Here is a 15,556-nt window from a genome sequence, read left to right as displayed (position 1 = left end):
TGTTGAAACTGTTTGGCAAGGTCACTGTTCTTAGCGCCAGTGTGTTGACGTCCCCGCCGGTACTTCAAAATTGAAGTTGAACGTAATGTAACAAAGAGATTTTTGCGGACAAAGGAAAAGCGGCCTCTTCGTTTCCCTCGTGTGACGTTTACGCAACATGCGGTAAAATCGGCTTTTCGGCTTATTTGCGACCCGTATTTGCCCTAATTACACGTTCTGAAGAGTGGGTAATTTGTTAGTTGGACGATCGGTCTCCGTCGGTGCAAGATCGCTCAGGAGATCGAAACAGGAGTTATGAAATGACACTCGATGAACTGATCTCTGAGTTCGATCGTGGACTACGGTCGATGACCGGTGTATCCCGGATGTCACGCCCCATACCGGAGGCGCCGCCGGTTCAGGCAGTCAGTGCTGAGTCGGCCGCCGGTTCAGTGGAGTCGGCGGACTCAGCCGATACAGCACTGAGCGCGGAAGAGAAGGCGCATTCGGCGGCGCTGATGCGCGTGAATCACGTTGGTGAGGTGTGCGCTCAGGCGCTGTATCAGGCGCAAAAACTCGCGACCAAATCGACCACTTTGAAGCGCGGCTTCGAGGAAGCCGCGCGCGAGGAAGAAGACCATCTGGCGTGGACCATGCAACGTTTGCGCGAGCTCGACTCGCGGCCCAGCCTGCTTAACCCCTTGTGGTACACGGGTTCGCTGGCGCTAGGGTTTATTGCGGGAAGATTTGGCGACCGCGTTAGTCTCGGTTTCATGGCGGAAACAGAGCGTCAGGTAGAGAAGCACCTGAACAGCCACATGACGAGCCTGCCTGCGAACGACCACGCATCGCGCGCGATCGTCGAGCAAATGCGCACCGATGAAGCTGCGCATGCCGTCGCGGCCATCAACGCGGGCGGCGTCGAACTGCCGTTTCCAGTGCGTGCGCTGATGCGCGCCACATCGAAGGTCATGACCCGCACGGCGTACTATATTTAATCAGTCACGCATCTCGCCGAAGCCGACGGGATGCGCTTTCACTTCTCCGCTGCTTTTTACGTTCAATCTGACCCGCAATTCCGCCTCCGGGCCTTCGAAGAACAAAATTTCCTCCTAGTCTTTGTCCGTCATTTCACGTACTACCTTCACATTCGCTACTACGTCATTCATTCATAACGCTTTTCGAAATTTCAGCCTACTTTAGCGGTCTGCGCTAAGTCATTGTTCTAACAAACAAAATTAGTCAAAAAATGCCGGATCGTATTGACCGGCGAAATGCCTTCCTCTACAGTGGGAAATGGTGTGAGAAAGTGTATTTTTGTGTGATTCAGCGATCACTTTCAGGCATATTCCAACAAAGTTGTGACGCGCCGCTGTGGCGTGAAGAGGAGAGGGCGAGTGTTCCAAGGGGCTTCGGCGCTGTCGCTCGATGCGAAAGGACGGATGTCCGTCCCGTCTCGCTATCGGGAAGCGCTGCAAGGACAGGCAGAAGGCCGGGTCACGCTCACAAAGAGCCCGGATGGATGCCTGTTGCTGTTTCCTCGCCCAGAGTGGGAAATCTTTCGCTCGAAAATCGCTGCACTCCCTATGGACGCAATCTGGGTTCGCCGGATCTATCTGGGCAACGCCATGGATGTGGAACTCGATAGCGCCGGACGGGTATTGGTATCGCCGGAATTGCGCGCGGCCGCATCGCTGACTAAAGAAGTGACGCTGCTCGGAATGGGCAACTACCTGGAAGTGTGGGACACGGTGACTTACACCGAGAAGGAAAAAGCGGCAATGGCGCAAGGCATGCCCGACGCGCTGAAGAATTTTACGTTTTGACGCGGCGCTAACGAACATGGCCCCTGCGATGAAAAACGAATTGCAGCATCGCACGGTGCTGCTGGATGAGGCGGTAGATGCGCTCGTCACGCGTGTGGACGGTACTTATATAGACGGAACGTTCGGGCGCGGCGGCCATAGCCGTCTGATCCTGACGAAGCTGGGAGAATCTGGCCGCCTGATCGCCTTCGACAAAGACCCGTTGGCTATTGCTACGGCAGCGCAGATTCAGGATTCAAGATTTTCCATAGTGCATGAAAGTTTCGCCTCGTTAGCCGATGCCGCTGCCGAGCGAGGAGTAGGGAAGGTGTCGGGCGTGTTGCTGGATCTGGGGGTGTCGTCGCCGCAAGTGGACGATCCGGATCGCGGCTTCAGCTTCAGGGCCGATGGCCCGCTCGACATGCGGATGGACCCGAGCCGTGGCGAATCCGCCGCGGAATGGCTGGCGCGGGCAACGGTGCAGGAACTGACGGAGGTGATCAAAGATTATGGGGAAGAACGGTTTGCTTTTCAGATTGCAAAGGCGCTTGTTGCTCGCCGGGCAGAGTCCGACCGTCTTGGGCCTCTCGTCACCACGGGCGAGCTTGCCCAAATCGTGGGTCATGTCGTCAAAACCCGTGAGAAGGGTAAGGATCCGGCAACCCGCACCTTTCAGGCTATACGGATTCACATCAATCAAGAGCTTGCGGAGCTGCAAGTAGTTCTGGACGCAGCACTGGCGTTGTTGGAGCAAGGGGGGCGCCTCGTCGTGATCAGCTTTCATTCGCTCGAGGACAGGATCGTCAAACGTTTCATGCAGGCCCACGCAAGCGGGCCTGCCATTGATCGCCGCCTGCCGATTCGCGCCGCTGATCTGCCCAGTCCGCCGCTCAAGCTGATTGGGCGTGTGTTTGCGTCTGACGCTGAAGTCGCGGCGAACCCGCGCGCACGTTCAGCTGTCATGCGGATTGCCGAGCGTGTTACTCAGCACGCGAGCGGGCAGGCGACGCCATGAACCGTCTCAACATCTTCCTGCTGATCGTCGTGCTCGGTTGCGCGCTGTCGGCGGTTAACGCCTCGAACAAGCAACGGCAGATTTTTATTAATGTGCAACGGGCGCAGTCGGAAGAGCGCCAGTTGCAGCAGGATTTTTCGCAGCTTCAATATCAGCAGAGCGCGTTGTCGAAAACTTCGCGCATCGAGCAGTTGGCTACTACGTCCCTGAAAATGCTGCCCGTCACCACGGGCCGCACGCAATATCTGAACTATGACCCCGTGACGTCGAAGGCCGAGGACGCGCCAATGCCCGCGCCCGTTCCGGCGTCGGCGCCTCCCGCACGCGGGGTGAAACGATGAAACCGACGCCAAAGAAAACCAAGGGCGTCGCCTTCACGCCCAATCCCATTCTCTCGGTGCGCCTCCCCATGTGGCGCTCGAAGCTCGTCGTGTTCATGTTGTTCATGGCATTCGTCGCGCTTGCGGGGCGTGCGTTCTGGATCCAGGGCCCGGGCAACGCGTTCTTCAAGAAGCAGGGTGAAAGCCGCTATCAGCGCACACTCGAAATGCCGGCCACGCGCGGCCAGATCAAGGACCGCAACGGCCTCGTGCTGGCAACCAGTTTGCCGGTGAAGGCTATCTGGGCAATCCCCGAAGCCGTTCCCGACGATCTCGGCGCCGACAAGCTCGGCCAGCTCGCCACGCTGCTCGATATGTCGCCGAAGGAATTGCGCGCGAAGCTCTCCATGGACAAGACCTTTGTTTACGTGAAGCGCCAGGTGCCGATCGAGGTCGCGCAGAAAGTCGCGGCCCTCGACATCCCCGGCATTTATTCGCGTGGTGAATACAAGCGCTTCTATCCGGAAGGCGAGATCACGGCGCATCTGATCGGTTTTACTAATATTGAAGACAAGGGTCAGGAAGGCGTCGAACTCGGCGATCAGGGCGTTCTCGCCGGCACGCCGGGCATGCGCCGCGTGATCAAGGACCGGATGGGGCACATCGTCGAGGACGTGGACGAGCAAGTCGTGCCGCATAACGGCGAGGACGTGGAACTGTCGATCGACAGCAAGATCCAGTACATCGCGTACACGAACCTGAAAGCTGCCGTGGAAAAGTTCAAGGCGAAAGCGGGCGCGGCAATTGTGGTCGACGTGAAGACGGGCGAAGTGCTCGCGCTGGTCAATTATCCGACCTACAACCCGAACGACCGCTCGCGCATGACCGGCGAGCAGTTGCGCAACCGGATCATGACGGACACGTTCGAGCCGGGCTCGATCATGAAGCCATTCACGATTTCGCTGGCGCTCGACCTGCATCGCGTCACGCCGAACACGCTCGTGGATACCGGCGGCGGTTCGTTCGTGCTCGACGGTGCGCGTATTACCGATGACTCGGCGTTCGGCGTGCTGACCGTAGGCGGCGTGATCCAGAAGTCGAGCAACATTGGCGCGACCAAGATTGCGATGCAACTGAAGCCCGAAGAGATGTGGAACATGTATACGAGCATCGGGCTCGGGCAGGCGCCGAAGGTGGGTTTCCCGGGCGCGGTGTCGGGTCGGCTGCGACCCTGGAAAAGCTGGCGCCGGATTGAGCAGGCGACCATGTCGTATGGCTATGGCCTGTCGGCGTCGCTGTTCCAGTTGGCGCGCGCCTACACGGCCATCGCGCATGACGGGCAGATCTTGCCGGTCTCTATTTTTCGGACGCCGGGCGATGCGCCCGTGACGGGTCCGCAAGTGTTTTCGCCGACCACCGCGCGTGAAGTGCGAGCCATGCTGGAAATGGTGACAGCGAAGGGCGGCACGTCGCCGGATGCGGCCGTGCCGGGGTATCGCGTGGGTGGGAAGTCGGGTACGGCGTATAAACACGCGGGACGCGGCTACGATAAATCGCGGTATCGCGCATCGTTTGTTGGCATGGGACCCATGCCGGATCCGCGCATCGTGGTGGCGGTTTCGGTTGATGAACCGACAGCCGGTAGCCACTTTGGTGGTCAGGTGTCGGGTCCGGTGTTTTCGGCAATCGTCGGCGATACGTTACGTTCGCTGAATGTTCCGCCGGACATGGCAGTGAAGCAGATGGTGGTGTCCGACGACCCCGCTTCCGGCACGCCTGCCAGCGACATCAAGAAGCCGAACGCGACGAACCCGAACGTGAACACGAACACGAATGCGCCGAAGAAGCTGAAGGTATCGACGAATCCGAAGAACCACCCGGGAGTCGTTCGATGAGCGGTCTGGATTTGGTCAAGCAGCAGGCGCAGATCGCGAAAGCGGTCGAGTGGTTGCGTGCGCACGTGGGTACAGATGCGCAATTGCATGCCGACTCGCGCTCGCTGAAACCCGGCGACGTGTTTTTTGCCTACGCCGTGGATGGTGCGGACAGCCGTCCTTTTATCGATGCCGCGCTCGAAAAGGGTGCCGCCGCCGTGCTGTATCAGCCTGAGAAGTTCACCGGCAAGCCGGACGCGTCGCGTGCATTGGCGGTCAAGGCGCTGAATGAACTGGCCGGGCCGATAGCGTCGGCGTGGTACGGCGAACCCACCGATTCCATGCTGATCGTCGGCGTGACCGGCACGAACGGCAAGACGTCGTGCAGCCATTGGCTTGCATCGGCGCTGTCGGTGTTGGGTACGCCGTGCGCGGTGGTCGGTACGCTCGGCAGCGGCATGCCGGGCAAGCTCGTGCATTCAGGTTTTACGACTCCGGACGCACCGCAACTGCAACGCACGTTTGCCCAATTCAAGACCGACGGAGCGAAGGCCGTGGCAATGGAAGTGTCGTCGCATGCGCTGCATCAGGGGCGCGTGAATGGCACCAAGTTCGACATCGCCATCTTTACGAATCTCACGCAGGACCACCTGGACTATCACGGTACGTTCGCCGCGTATGAAGGGGCGAAGGCGAAGCTGTTCGCGTGGCCGGCTTTGAAAGCCGCCGTCATCAATCGCGACGACCCGGCTGGTCAGCGGTTGATTGCATCTTGTCACGGCAGGACGCGAACGATTGCGTATGGAATTGAAAACGCAGCCGGAGCCGAAGTCAAAGCCGACGCATTGCTGCTTGCCAGCCGCGTGCGCGCAACCGCGACGGGCACGGCGTTTCACCTGAGTTCCGACTGGGGCGACGCCGATGTAGAAGTCGCGACGCTCGGCGAATTCAATGTAAGCAATCTGCTCGGCGTGCTGGGCGCTTTGCTGGCTGCGCAGATTCCGCTCGACGCCGCGCTGGCGCAGATCGCAAAGCTTGAACCGGTGAACGGACGCATGCAACGCCTCGGTGGCCGTTTGCAGAACGACGAGCCGCTGGTGGTGATTGATTACGCGCATACGCCGGACGCGCTGGAGAAAACGCTGGCAGCGCTGCGGCCGATCGCGGAAGCGCGTGGAGGCCAGTTGATCTGCATGTTTGGTTGCGGTGGAGATCGCGATGCGACCAAGCGTCCGCTGATGGGCGCTATCGCGGAGAAAAATGCGGATCACGTCGTGATTACCAGCGACAACCCGCGCGGGGAAGATCCGCTGGCGATCATCGATCAGGTTGCAGCGGGCTTTCAGGATGCGTCGAAAGCGCGCCGCATAGAAGACCGCGCGAGCGCGATCCTCCAGGCGATCCGCACCGCGGCGCGCGAGGACGTGGTCGTGCTGGCCGGCAAGGGCCACGAAGCCACGCAGGAAATCATGGGAAAAAAGCGCGCTTTCTCCGATCAGGATCACGCACGCCTGGCGCTTGCCGCTCGCGCTACGCAAGCACGCGGAGGTGGCGAATGACGCTCTTCACACTACGCGACGCAGCGTTGCAGATTCCGGGCGCAATCGTGATCGGCGATGAAAATGTCACGTTCGACCGGGTATCCACAGATAGCCGCACGGCGGGTCCGGGCGATCTGTTTATCGCGATCAAGGGCGATCGTTTCGATGCCCACACTTTCCTGCCGCAAGTAGCGCAGCGCGGCATTGCGGCGGCTTTGGTCACGCGCACGCCGGACAATTTCACTGTGCCCGCGATCAAGGTCAAGGACACGCGTGCGGCGCTCGGCGCGTTGGCCTACGGCTGGCGCAAGCGGTTTACGATTCCGCTGATTGCAGTCACCGGCAGCAATGGCAAGACTACGGTCAAGGAAATGATCGCGTCGATCCTCGCGGCGGCTGTCGGCGAAAACGCGCGGCTTGCGACGGCGGGCAATTTCAACAACGACATCGGCTTGCCGTTGACGTTGTTTCGTCTGAACGAAACGCACAAGCTGGCGGTTATCGAGCTCGGCATGAATCATCCCGGCGAAACCGAAACGCTCGGCAAGATCGCTGCGCCCACCGTTGCTGTCGTGAACAACGCGCAACGCGAGCATCAGGAATTCATGGCCACGGTGGAAGCGGTCGCACTGGAACATGCCTCCGTGATTCACGCGCTGGGCAACAACGGCACGGCTGTTTTCCCCGCCGATGATAAATACGCCAGCATCTGGCGTGTCGCGGCGACTGGCAATCCGATCCTGGATTTCGCGTTGCATACGGACGCATCGCAAGTGGAAGCGGCGGTGACCGGCAAGCTGGTTGGCACGACCCTCGCGATCAACACGCCGCAGGGATCGCTTGAAGTCGCGTTGCAAGTGCTGGGCGAACACAACGCGCGCAACGCGTTGGCGGCTACGGCTGCCGCTATTGCCGCGAACGTTTCACTCGATGCCGTCAAGCACGGGCTCGAGGCTTTTAAGCCGGTAAAGGGCCGCCTGCAAGTGAAGCGCGCGGTGCTCAAACCGATCGAAGGCGCGACTGTTATCGACGATACGTACAACTCGAATCCCGACTCCATGCGCGCGGCTATCGACGTGCTCGCGTCGCAACCGTCGCCGCGCGTGCTGGTCATGGGCGACATGGGCGAAGTCGGCGACCAGGGTCCGGCGTTTCATCGTGAAGTGGGTGCTTACGCGGCGCAACGGGGTATCGACGTGCTGTATGCACTCGGCGACGCCAGCATCGATTCAAGCAAAACCTTCGGCGCAGCAGGACAGCATTTCACCGATATCACCTCACTCATTGCAGCACTCACCGGCGCCGGCTTCGGACCCGACGCCACGTTTCTCGTGAAAGGCTCGCGCTTCATGCAGATGGAACGCGTGGTGGACGCCGTGACGAGTCCACACCAACCCGCAGCGGGCGCTACGCCTGCTGCGCACTGAAGAAGAAGGACCAGCATGCTACTCGCACTCGCGCAATGGCTTCAGAATGACGCCAGTTTTCTGCGCGTGTTTACCTACCTCACGTTCCGCGCAGTCGGTGCGACGATTACGGCGTTGTTCGTCGGCCTCGTCTGCGGCCCGTGGGTGATCCGCAAATTGACCTCGCTGAAGGTCGGTCAGGCCGTGCGTACGAACGGCCCGCAAACGCATTTGGTGAAGTCCGGCACGCCGACCATGGGTGGCGTGCTGATCCTGTTGGGCATCGCGTTTTCCACGTTGCTCTGGGCTGACCTGACCAATCGCTTCGTGTGGATCGTGATGCTTGTCACGTTCGGTTACGGCGTGATCGGCTGGGTCGATGACTACCGCAAGGTCGTGCATAAAGACCCGCGCGGAATGTCGTCGCGGGAAAAGTATTTCTGGCAGTCGGTGATTGGTTTGTTCGCCGCCGTGTATCTCGCGTTCAGCGTGTCGGAGGCGAACAACGCTCGCGTGTTCGACCTGTTCATGGCGTGGGTGCGAAGCGGCTTGTCGATGGGCTTGCCCGCACGCGCCGACCTGATGCTGCCGTTCCTCAAATCGATCAGCTATCCGCTCGGCACGTGGGGCTTCATCGCGATGACGTACCTGGTGATCGTCGGTTCGAGCAACGCGGTGAATCTCACCGATGGCCTCGACGGTCTCGTCATCATGCCGGTCGTGCTGGTAGGCGCATCGCTGGGTGCGTTTGCTTATGTGATGGGTAGCTCGGTGTACTCGAAGTACTTACTGTTCCCGCACATTCCCGGTGCTGGCGAGTTATTGATCTTTTGCTCCGCAATGGGGGGCGCTGGGCTCGCGTTTCTCTGGTACAACACGCACCCCGCGCAAGTCTTCATGGGCGATGTCGGGGCGCTCGCGCTAGGCGGCGCGCTCGGGACCATCGCCGTGATCGTGCGGCAGGAAGTCGTGCTGTTCATCATGGGCGGCGTGTTCGTCGCGGAAACGCTCTCCGTGATGATGCAGGTCAGCTATTTCAAGTACACGAAAAAACGCTTCGGCGAAGGGCGGCGCATCTTCAAGATGGCGCCGCTGCATCACCATTTCGAGTTGTCGGGATGGAAGGAAACGCAGGTCGTCGTGCGCTTCTGGATCATCACGCTGATGCTGTGTTTGTTCGGTTTGTCGACGCTGAAGTTGCGTTAATACGTGACGCAAAGTCGTGCGTTGTTTTTAGTTGGCTAGGGAAAAGGTAAAGCGATGTTTGGCGAGAAGTTCTTCGATCGGCAAAGTCCGATGGTGCTTGTGCTGGGGCTCGGTGAATCCGGCCTCGCGATGACGCGCTGGTGCGCGCGTCACGGGTGCCGTCTGCGCGTGGCCGATACCCGCGCCACGCCGCCGAACCTGTCCGAACTCGCAGTGCATGGCATCGATGCTGAGTTTGTCGGCGGTGAGTTCACGCCGGCGCTGCTCGATGGCGGTATAGAGATTGTTGCAATCAGCCCGGGACTGTCGCCTCTGGCTGATGATTTGAGGCCGCTCCTCGACGCCGCGCGGGAACGCGGCGTCCCTGTGTGGGGCGAGCTGGAATTGTTCGCGCAAGCGTTGAAGTCGCTTGGCGCGAACGGCTATGTGCCGAAGGTGATCGCCATTACGGGCACCAACGGCAAGACCACGACGACTGCGCTCACCGGGCTGTTGTGTGAACGTGCTGGCAAGACCGTGGCGGTGGCGGGAAACATCAGCCCGGCGATGCTGGACAAGTTAAGTGAAGCAATCGACAACACAGCGCTGCCCGATGTCTGGGTGCTGGAGTTGTCGAGTTTTCAGCTTGAGACGGCACACTCGTTCGCGCCGGACGCTGCTGCTGTGCTCAACATTACGCAGGATCATCTGGACTGGCATGGTGGTCTCGACGCCTACGCTGCCGCGAAGGGCCGCATCTTTGGTGAAAAGACGGTGCGCGTGCTGAACCGTGATGACGCTCGCACGATGGCGCTGGGATCAGGAAATCCCGCGACGGTCGTGACCTTCGGCTTGAACGAGCCGAAGCGCCTCGGCGATTTCGGTCTGCTGCGCGAAAACGATATCGCATGGCTGGCGCAAGGCAACGACCGCGATCTCAGCGATGAACCAGCGCCTACGCGTCGGCGTAAAAGCGATGTCGCCGCTGCGCCGAACGTGTATTCGAAACGCCTGATGCCCGTCGATGCGCTGCGCGTTCGCGGCCTGCATAACGCAGCGAATGCGCTGGCCGGTTTGGCGCTCGCAAGGGCGATCGATTTGCCGCTCGCGTCCCTGTTGCACGGCTTGCGTGAATACAAGGGCGAGCCGCATCGCGTGGAAGTGATCGCGCAAATAGAAGGCATTGATTTCGTCGATGACAGCAAGGGCACGAACGTCGGCGCGACGGTTGCAGCGCTCGATGGCCTCGCGCAAAAGACCGTGCTGATCGCTGGTGGCGATGGCAAGGGCCAGGATTTTTCGCCGCTCGCGGCGCCTGTCGCGCGTTGGTGCCGGGCGGTGATGCTGATTGGCCGCGATGCACCGGGCATTCGTGAGGCTCTGGCCGAAACGGATGTGCCGTTGCATGACCACGCAACGCTCGAAGCCGCGACGCAAGCGGCGGCGCTTCTGGCACAACCGGGCGACGCGGTATTGCTGTCGCCTGCGTGCGCCAGCTTCGACATGTTCAAGAACTACGCACATCGCGCGGACGTATTCCGGCAAGCGGTGGCTGACATTGCGGCAGAACGGGGAGTGATGTTATGAGCTGGTCCGAACGTTTTGGCTCGAAACTGACCGGTCAACGCAATGCCGTTGCCAACGACAGCGCCACGCTCGGCGGCCGCACGTCGCGCACGGATGCGGGCGGACTTGGTGGTATTGGTGCGCGCGTGGCCGAGCGGGCGAGTGGTATTTCGAGCGCGGTCAACGGCGTGACGCCTATCCGCTCGCGCATGCTCGACTACGACTACTCGCTGCTGTGGGTGACGATCGCGTTGCTCGGACTTGGTATCGTGATGGTGTATTCCGCGTCCATCGCCATGCCGGATTCGCCGAAATATGCGTCGTATCGCGACTATGCGTTCCTCCTCCGCCAGATCATCTTTGTGGTCATGGGCTCGGTGATCGGCGTGGTGGCGTTCCGCGTCCCTATGTCCACGTGGGACAAGTACGCACCCAAGCTTTTCCTCATCTCGCTGCTGATGCTGGTGGTCGTGCTGATTCCGCATATTGGCAAGGGTGTAAACGGCGCACGTCGATGGATTCCGCTTGGCATCACGAACATGCAGCCGTCGGAGATCATGAAGCTGGCCGTGACGATCTACGCGGCCAACTACACGGTGCGCAAGCAAGAGTTCATGCACAGCTTCGGCCGCGGCTTTTTGCCGATGGCCGTCGCGGTCGGCTTTGTCGGCGCGTTGCTGCTGCTCGAGCCAGACATGGGCGCGTTCATGGTGATCGCGGTCATCGCCATGGGCGTGCTGTTCCTCGGCGGCGTGAATGCCAAGCTGTTCGGCGGCCTGGTTGCAACGGCTGTTGGCACATTTGCGTTGCTCGTGTGGGCGTCGCCGTGGCGTCGTGAACGGATCTTTGCTTACCTCGATCCCTGGGACGACCGCTATGCACAAGGCAAGGCATATCAGTTGACGCACTCGCTGATCGCGTTTGGCCGCGGCGAATGGTTCGGCGTTGGGCTCGGCGGCAGTGTCGAGAAGCTTAACTATCTGCCGGAAGCGCACACTGACTTCATCCTCGCGGTGATCGGCGAGGAACTTGGTTTTATCGGCGTGCTGATCGTCATCCTGCTGTTCTACTGGATCGTGCGGCGCTCGTTCGAAATCGGCCGTCAGGCGCTTGCGCTCGATCGTACCTTTGCTGGTTTGATGGCGAAGGGGATTGGCTTGTGGTTCGGTGCGCAAACCTTCATCAACATGGGCGTGAATCTCGGCCTGTTGCCAACCAAGGGCCTGACCTTGCCGCTGGTGAGCTACGGCGGTTCGGGCATCTTGCTCAATTGCGTCGGGATTGCGCTGCTCATGCGCGTGGACTACGAAAACCGGGTGCTCATGCGCGGAGGCAAGGTATGACGGTTTCGACGTCATCTCGCGCAGGCACGCTGATGGTGATGGCTGGCGGCACCGGGGGACACGTGTTCCCGGGGCTCGCTGTCGCTCACTGGATGCAGGCGCGCGGCTGGCGTGTCGTGTGGCTCGGCAATGCGTCGGGCATGGAAGCGACGCTCGTGCCGAAGCACGGCATCGCGATGGAATACGTGCGCTTTGGCGGTGTGCGCGGCAAGGGCATCAAGACGAAGCTGATGCTCCCGGTGAACCTGCTGCGCGCATGCTCGCAAAGCCTGCACGCGCTGCGCACGGTGAAGCCGGATGTGGTTCTCGGCATGGGCGGATACATCACGTTTCCGGCGGGTTTGATGTCCAAGCTGAGCGGCACGCCGCTCGTGCTCCACGAACAGAATTCAATCGCAGGACTGGCGAACAAGGTTCTCGCGCATATCGCCAAACGCGTTCTTGTTGCGTTTCCGAATGCGCTGCCGAACGCTGAATGGACCGGAAATCCAATTCGTGCGGAACTTGCCGAGGCTTTGCCACCCAAAGAACGCTACGCCGCGCGCAATGTGGGCCATGAAGCGGGTCCTGAAGCGCGTCTTAACGTTCTGGTCGTCGGGGGCAGTCTAGGTGCAGCCGCTTTGAATGAAACCGTACCGAAAGCGCTCGCGTTGCTCGACCCGGCGATGCGTCCGCGCGTTGTGCATCAGGCGGGTGCGAAGCATATCGATGCGTTGAAAGCCAATTACGCGGCGGCGGGTTTTTCTGCTGAGGACGATGTTCAACTGGTGCCGTTCATCGACGACATGGCAAGTGCCTACGCTGCAGCGGATCTCGTGATCTGCCGCTCGGGCGCGATGACCGTATCGGAGATTGCGGCCGTTGGGGTGGCCGCGTTGTTCGTGCCGTTCCCCTTTGCTGTTGACGACCACCAGACCACCAACGCCGCGTTCCTCGCTAATGCGGGCGCGGCCCACTTAATACAACAGCGCGATTTGTCGGCGGAAAAACTCGCTGGCTGGTTGCGCGAACAGACTCGCGAGACGCTTGCCTCAATGGCCGTGAAAGCTCGCGCCCTGGCGAAACCCGATGCGGCTGAACGCGTCGGCCGGGTCTGCGCCGATGTAGCCGGCTTGAGCGCGCTGATACAAGCGCCGAAGGAAATCCAGCCATGAAACATATCGTCAAACACATTCACTTTGTCGGCATTGGCGGCGCGGGGATGAGCGGCATTGCAGAGGTGTTGCTCAACCTCGGCTATCAGGTCAGCGGCTCGGACCTGACGAGCAACGGCGTGACCGATCGCCTCACCACGCTGGGTGCACGCGTGGCGATCGGGCATCGTGAAGAGAATATTGATGGGGCGAATGCCGTGGTCGTGTCCACTGCCGTGCGCTCCGATAACCCCGAAGTGCTGGCCGCGCGTCATCGCCGGATTCCTATCGTGCCGCGCGCCGTGATGCTCGCAGAACTGATGCGCCTGAAGCAGGGCATCGCGATTGCCGGCACGCATGGCAAGACCACGACCACGTCGCTGGTGGCAAGCGTGCTGGCTGCCGGCGGGCTCGATCCTACGTTCGTGATCGGTGGCCGATTGATCAGTGCGGGTGCCAATGCACGGTTGGGTACGGGCGATTTCATCGTGGCTGAAGCCGATGAATCGGACGCGTCGTTCCTCAACTTGTTTCCTGTGATCGAAGTCATCACGAACATTGATGCCGATCACATGGACACCTATGGCCATGATTTCGCGCGGCTGAAGCAGGCGTTTATCGAATTTACGCATCGGCTGCCGTTCTACGGCATCGCAGTGCTGTGCGTTGACGATCCGAACGTGCGTGAAATCCTGCCGTTCGTGTCGAAGCCGATTATCCGATACGGCCTGGGCGCCGAAGCGCAAGTGCGTGCGGTGAACGTGGAAGCGCACGACGGCAAGATGCATTTCACAACATTGCGTGAAGACGCTACGCCGTTGGACATCGTGTTGAATCTGCCGGGCACGCACAACGTGCAGAACGCGCTGGCTGCAATTGCAATTGCGACTGAACTTGAAGTCTCAGATGCCGATATCCAGAGGGCGCTACAAGAATTTACCGGCGTAGGCCGGCGTTTTCAGCGCTACGGCGAAGTGAACGTGAAAGCGGCCGAAGGTGGCGCGTACACGCTGATCGACGACTACGGCCATCACCCGGTCGAGATGGCCGCAACGGTCGCGGCGGCGCGCGGCGCATTTCCGGGTCGGCGTCTTGTGCTCGCGTTCCAGCCGCATCGATACACGCGCACGCGCGATTGCTTCGAAGACTTCGTGCGGGTGCTGTCCACGGTTGACGCCCTTGTTCTCACCGAAGTCTACGCGGCAGGCGAAGCGCCGATCGTCGCCGCCGATGGCCGCGCGTTAGCTCGCGCGATTCGTGTGGCGGGGAAAACGGAGCCGGTGTTTGTCGAAACGGTGGATGAGATGCCGGACGCGATTGCCACGCTGGCACGCAATGGCGACGTAGTGATCACGATGGGCGCCGGTTCTATCGGCGGCGTATGCGCTCGGCTGACGACGCAAGTTCAGGATTCGAAGGTTTCAAGATGACGAGTAACGCGACGAGCAATGTAATCGACCCCAAGGTATTCGGCAAAGTGGCCGTGCTGCTTGGCGGGGAAACCGCTGAGCGCGAGGTGTCGCTGAATTCCGGGCGTCTCGTGCTGAAGGGATTACGCGATGCGGGTATCGACGCTCATCCGTTCGATCCGGCGGAACGGCCGTTGGCCGAGTTGAAGTCCGAAGGGTTTGCGCGCGCGTTTATCGCGTTGCATGGCGGGTATGGTGAGAACGGCCAGTTGCAGGGTGCGCTCGATTTCTACGGCATCAAATACACGGGCAGCGGTGTGCTCGGTTCCGCGCTCGGCCTCGATAAATTCCGCACGAAGCTTGTTTGGCAACAAACCGGCGTTCCTACGCCGCCGTTCGAAGTCGTGATGCGCGGCGACGACTACGAAGCTGCGGCGCCGAAGATTGTTGCGAAGCTCGGTTTGCCGCTCTTCGTGAAGCCGGCGAGCGAAGGATCGAGCGTCGCGGTGATCAAGGTGAAGAGCGCGGAAACGCTGGTGCCGGCGCTGATCGAAGCGGCGAAGTTCGACAAGATCGTGCTGGTCGAGAAGAGCATTGAAGGCGGTGGTGAATACACGTGTTGTATCGCGGGCGACCTGGATTTGCCGATCATCAAGATCGTGCCGGCCGGCGAGTTCTACGACTACAACGCGAAGTACATCGCCGACGACACGCAGTACCCGATTCCCTGCGGCCTCACGCCCGCCGACGAAACGCGCATGAAGCAGCTTTCACGCCGTGCGTTCGACGTGCTCGGCTGCACCGATTGGGGCCGCGCCGATTTCATGATGGACGGCGACGGCAATCCGTACTTCCTGGAAGTGAACACCGCGCCGGGCATGACGGACCACTCCCTGCCGCCAAAAGCGGCGCGTGCGGTCGGGATCAGCTACACGGACCTGGTGGTGAAGGTGTTGTCGTTGACATTGCAGGATTGAGAC

At 60.6% G+C, this 15,556-nt stretch carries 13 protein-coding genes; all 13 read left to right on the top strand.

Annotated features, from left to right (window positions below; translation table 11 throughout):
* Positions 1-299: 299 nt before the first annotated feature.
* Entirely contained in the window at positions 300-977 is a 678-nt protein-coding gene (gene coq7 / locus SBC1_RS15280) for a 2-polyprenyl-3-methyl-6-methoxy-1,4-benzoquinone monooxygenase (protein WP_165092609.1), read from the top strand.
* A gap of 399 nt (positions 978-1,376) precedes the next feature.
* Complete coding sequence (gene mraZ, locus SBC1_RS15275; protein WP_165092608.1) at positions 1,377-1,805, top strand: division/cell wall cluster transcriptional repressor MraZ; 429 nt, start codon at positions 1,377-1,379, stop codon at positions 1,803-1,805.
* Positions 1,806-1,833: 28 nt separating this feature from the next.
* On the top strand, positions 1,834-2,799 hold the full coding sequence (gene rsmH / locus SBC1_RS15270) for a 16S rRNA (cytosine(1402)-N(4))-methyltransferase RsmH (protein ID WP_165092607.1): 966 nt from the start codon (positions 1,834-1,836) through the stop codon (positions 2,797-2,799).
* Positions 2,796-3,140 carry a cell division protein FtsL gene (gene ftsL, locus SBC1_RS15265; protein WP_165092606.1) on the top strand — a complete coding sequence of 115 codons (345 nt, stop codon included), beginning with the start codon at positions 2,796-2,798 and terminating at the stop codon, positions 3,138-3,140. The genes rsmH and ftsL overlap by 4 nt, the downstream gene beginning before the upstream one ends.
* On the top strand, positions 3,137-5,014 hold the full coding sequence (locus SBC1_RS15260) for a penicillin-binding protein 2 (protein ID WP_165988401.1): 1,878 nt from the start codon (positions 3,137-3,139) through the stop codon (positions 5,012-5,014). The genes ftsL and SBC1_RS15260 overlap by 4 nt, the downstream gene beginning before the upstream one ends.
* The gene (locus SBC1_RS15255) at positions 5,011-6,552 is read left to right on the top strand and encodes a UDP-N-acetylmuramoyl-L-alanyl-D-glutamate--2,6-diaminopimelate ligase (RefSeq protein WP_165988399.1); all 1,542 of its coding nucleotides are present in this window, start codon (positions 5,011-5,013) and stop codon (positions 6,550-6,552) included. The genes SBC1_RS15260 and SBC1_RS15255 overlap by 4 nt, the downstream gene beginning before the upstream one ends.
* Positions 6,549-7,961, top strand: coding sequence for a UDP-N-acetylmuramoyl-tripeptide--D-alanyl-D-alanine ligase (murF, locus tag SBC1_RS15250; RefSeq protein ID WP_165988397.1), 1,413 nt, complete (start codon positions 6,549-6,551; stop codon positions 7,959-7,961). Before SBC1_RS15255 ends, murF begins: the two co-directional genes overlap by 4 nt.
* Positions 7,962-7,976: 15 nt before the next feature.
* Entirely contained in the window at positions 7,977-9,146 is a 1,170-nt protein-coding gene (gene mraY / locus SBC1_RS15245) for a phospho-N-acetylmuramoyl-pentapeptide-transferase (protein ID WP_031360691.1), read from the top strand.
* 54 nt (positions 9,147-9,200) lie between these two features.
* The gene (gene murD / locus SBC1_RS15240) at positions 9,201-10,712 is read left to right on the top strand and encodes a UDP-N-acetylmuramoyl-L-alanine--D-glutamate ligase (protein ID WP_165092602.1); all 1,512 of its coding nucleotides are present in this window, start codon (positions 9,201-9,203) and stop codon (positions 10,710-10,712) included.
* Entirely contained in the window at positions 10,709-12,034 is a 1,326-nt protein-coding gene (gene ftsW / locus SBC1_RS15235; RefSeq protein ID WP_165092601.1) for a putative lipid II flippase FtsW, read from the top strand. The genes murD and ftsW overlap by 4 nt, the downstream gene beginning before the upstream one ends.
* Complete coding sequence (gene murG / locus SBC1_RS15230) at positions 12,031-13,188, top strand: undecaprenyldiphospho-muramoylpentapeptide beta-N-acetylglucosaminyltransferase (RefSeq protein ID WP_165988395.1); 1,158 nt, start codon at positions 12,031-12,033, stop codon at positions 13,186-13,188. Before ftsW ends, murG begins: the two co-directional genes overlap by 4 nt.
* Positions 13,185-14,597 (top strand): UDP-N-acetylmuramate--L-alanine ligase, encoded by a 1,413-nt coding sequence (gene murC, locus SBC1_RS15225; protein WP_165092599.1) that lies wholly within the window; start codon positions 13,185-13,187, stop codon positions 14,595-14,597. Before murG ends, murC begins: the two co-directional genes overlap by 4 nt.
* Complete coding sequence (locus tag SBC1_RS15220; protein WP_165092598.1) at positions 14,594-15,553, top strand: D-alanine--D-alanine ligase; 960 nt, start codon at positions 14,594-14,596, stop codon at positions 15,551-15,553. The genes murC and SBC1_RS15220 overlap by 4 nt, the downstream gene beginning before the upstream one ends.
* Positions 15,554-15,556 lie beyond the last annotated feature (3 nt).

The sequence above is a fragment of the Caballeronia sp. SBC1 genome (assembly GCF_011493005.1).
Taxonomy (GTDB): Bacteria; Pseudomonadota; Gammaproteobacteria; order Burkholderiales; family Burkholderiaceae; genus Caballeronia.
This window is presented reverse-complemented; position numbering and strand designations above follow the sequence as displayed.

Coding starts and splice junctions, on each gene's coding strand:
- coq7 (WP_165092609.1), top strand. CDS start 300: ATGACACTCGATGAACTGATCTCTGAGTTCGATCGTGGACTACGGTCG.
- rsmH (WP_165092607.1), top strand. CDS start 1,834: ATGAAAAACGAATTGCAGCATCGCACGGTGCTGCTGGATGAGGCGGTA.
- ftsL (WP_165092606.1), top strand. CDS start 2,796: ATGAACCGTCTCAACATCTTCCTGCTGATCGTCGTGCTCGGTTGCGCG.
- SBC1_RS15260 (WP_165988401.1), top strand. CDS start 3,137: ATGAAACCGACGCCAAAGAAAACCAAGGGCGTCGCCTTCACGCCCAAT.
- SBC1_RS15255 (WP_165988399.1), top strand. CDS start 5,011: ATGAGCGGTCTGGATTTGGTCAAGCAGCAGGCGCAGATCGCGAAAGCG.
- murF (WP_165988397.1), top strand. CDS start 6,549: ATGACGCTCTTCACACTACGCGACGCAGCGTTGCAGATTCCGGGCGCA.
- mraY (WP_031360691.1), top strand. CDS start 7,977: ATGCTACTCGCACTCGCGCAATGGCTTCAGAATGACGCCAGTTTTCTG.
- murD (WP_165092602.1), top strand. CDS start 9,201: ATGTTTGGCGAGAAGTTCTTCGATCGGCAAAGTCCGATGGTGCTTGTG.
- ftsW (WP_165092601.1), top strand. CDS start 10,709: ATGAGCTGGTCCGAACGTTTTGGCTCGAAACTGACCGGTCAACGCAAT.
- murG (WP_165988395.1), top strand. CDS start 12,031: ATGACGGTTTCGACGTCATCTCGCGCAGGCACGCTGATGGTGATGGCT.
- murC (WP_165092599.1), top strand. CDS start 13,185: ATGAAACATATCGTCAAACACATTCACTTTGTCGGCATTGGCGGCGCG.
- SBC1_RS15220 (WP_165092598.1), top strand. CDS start 14,594: ATGACGAGTAACGCGACGAGCAATGTAATCGACCCCAAGGTATTCGGC.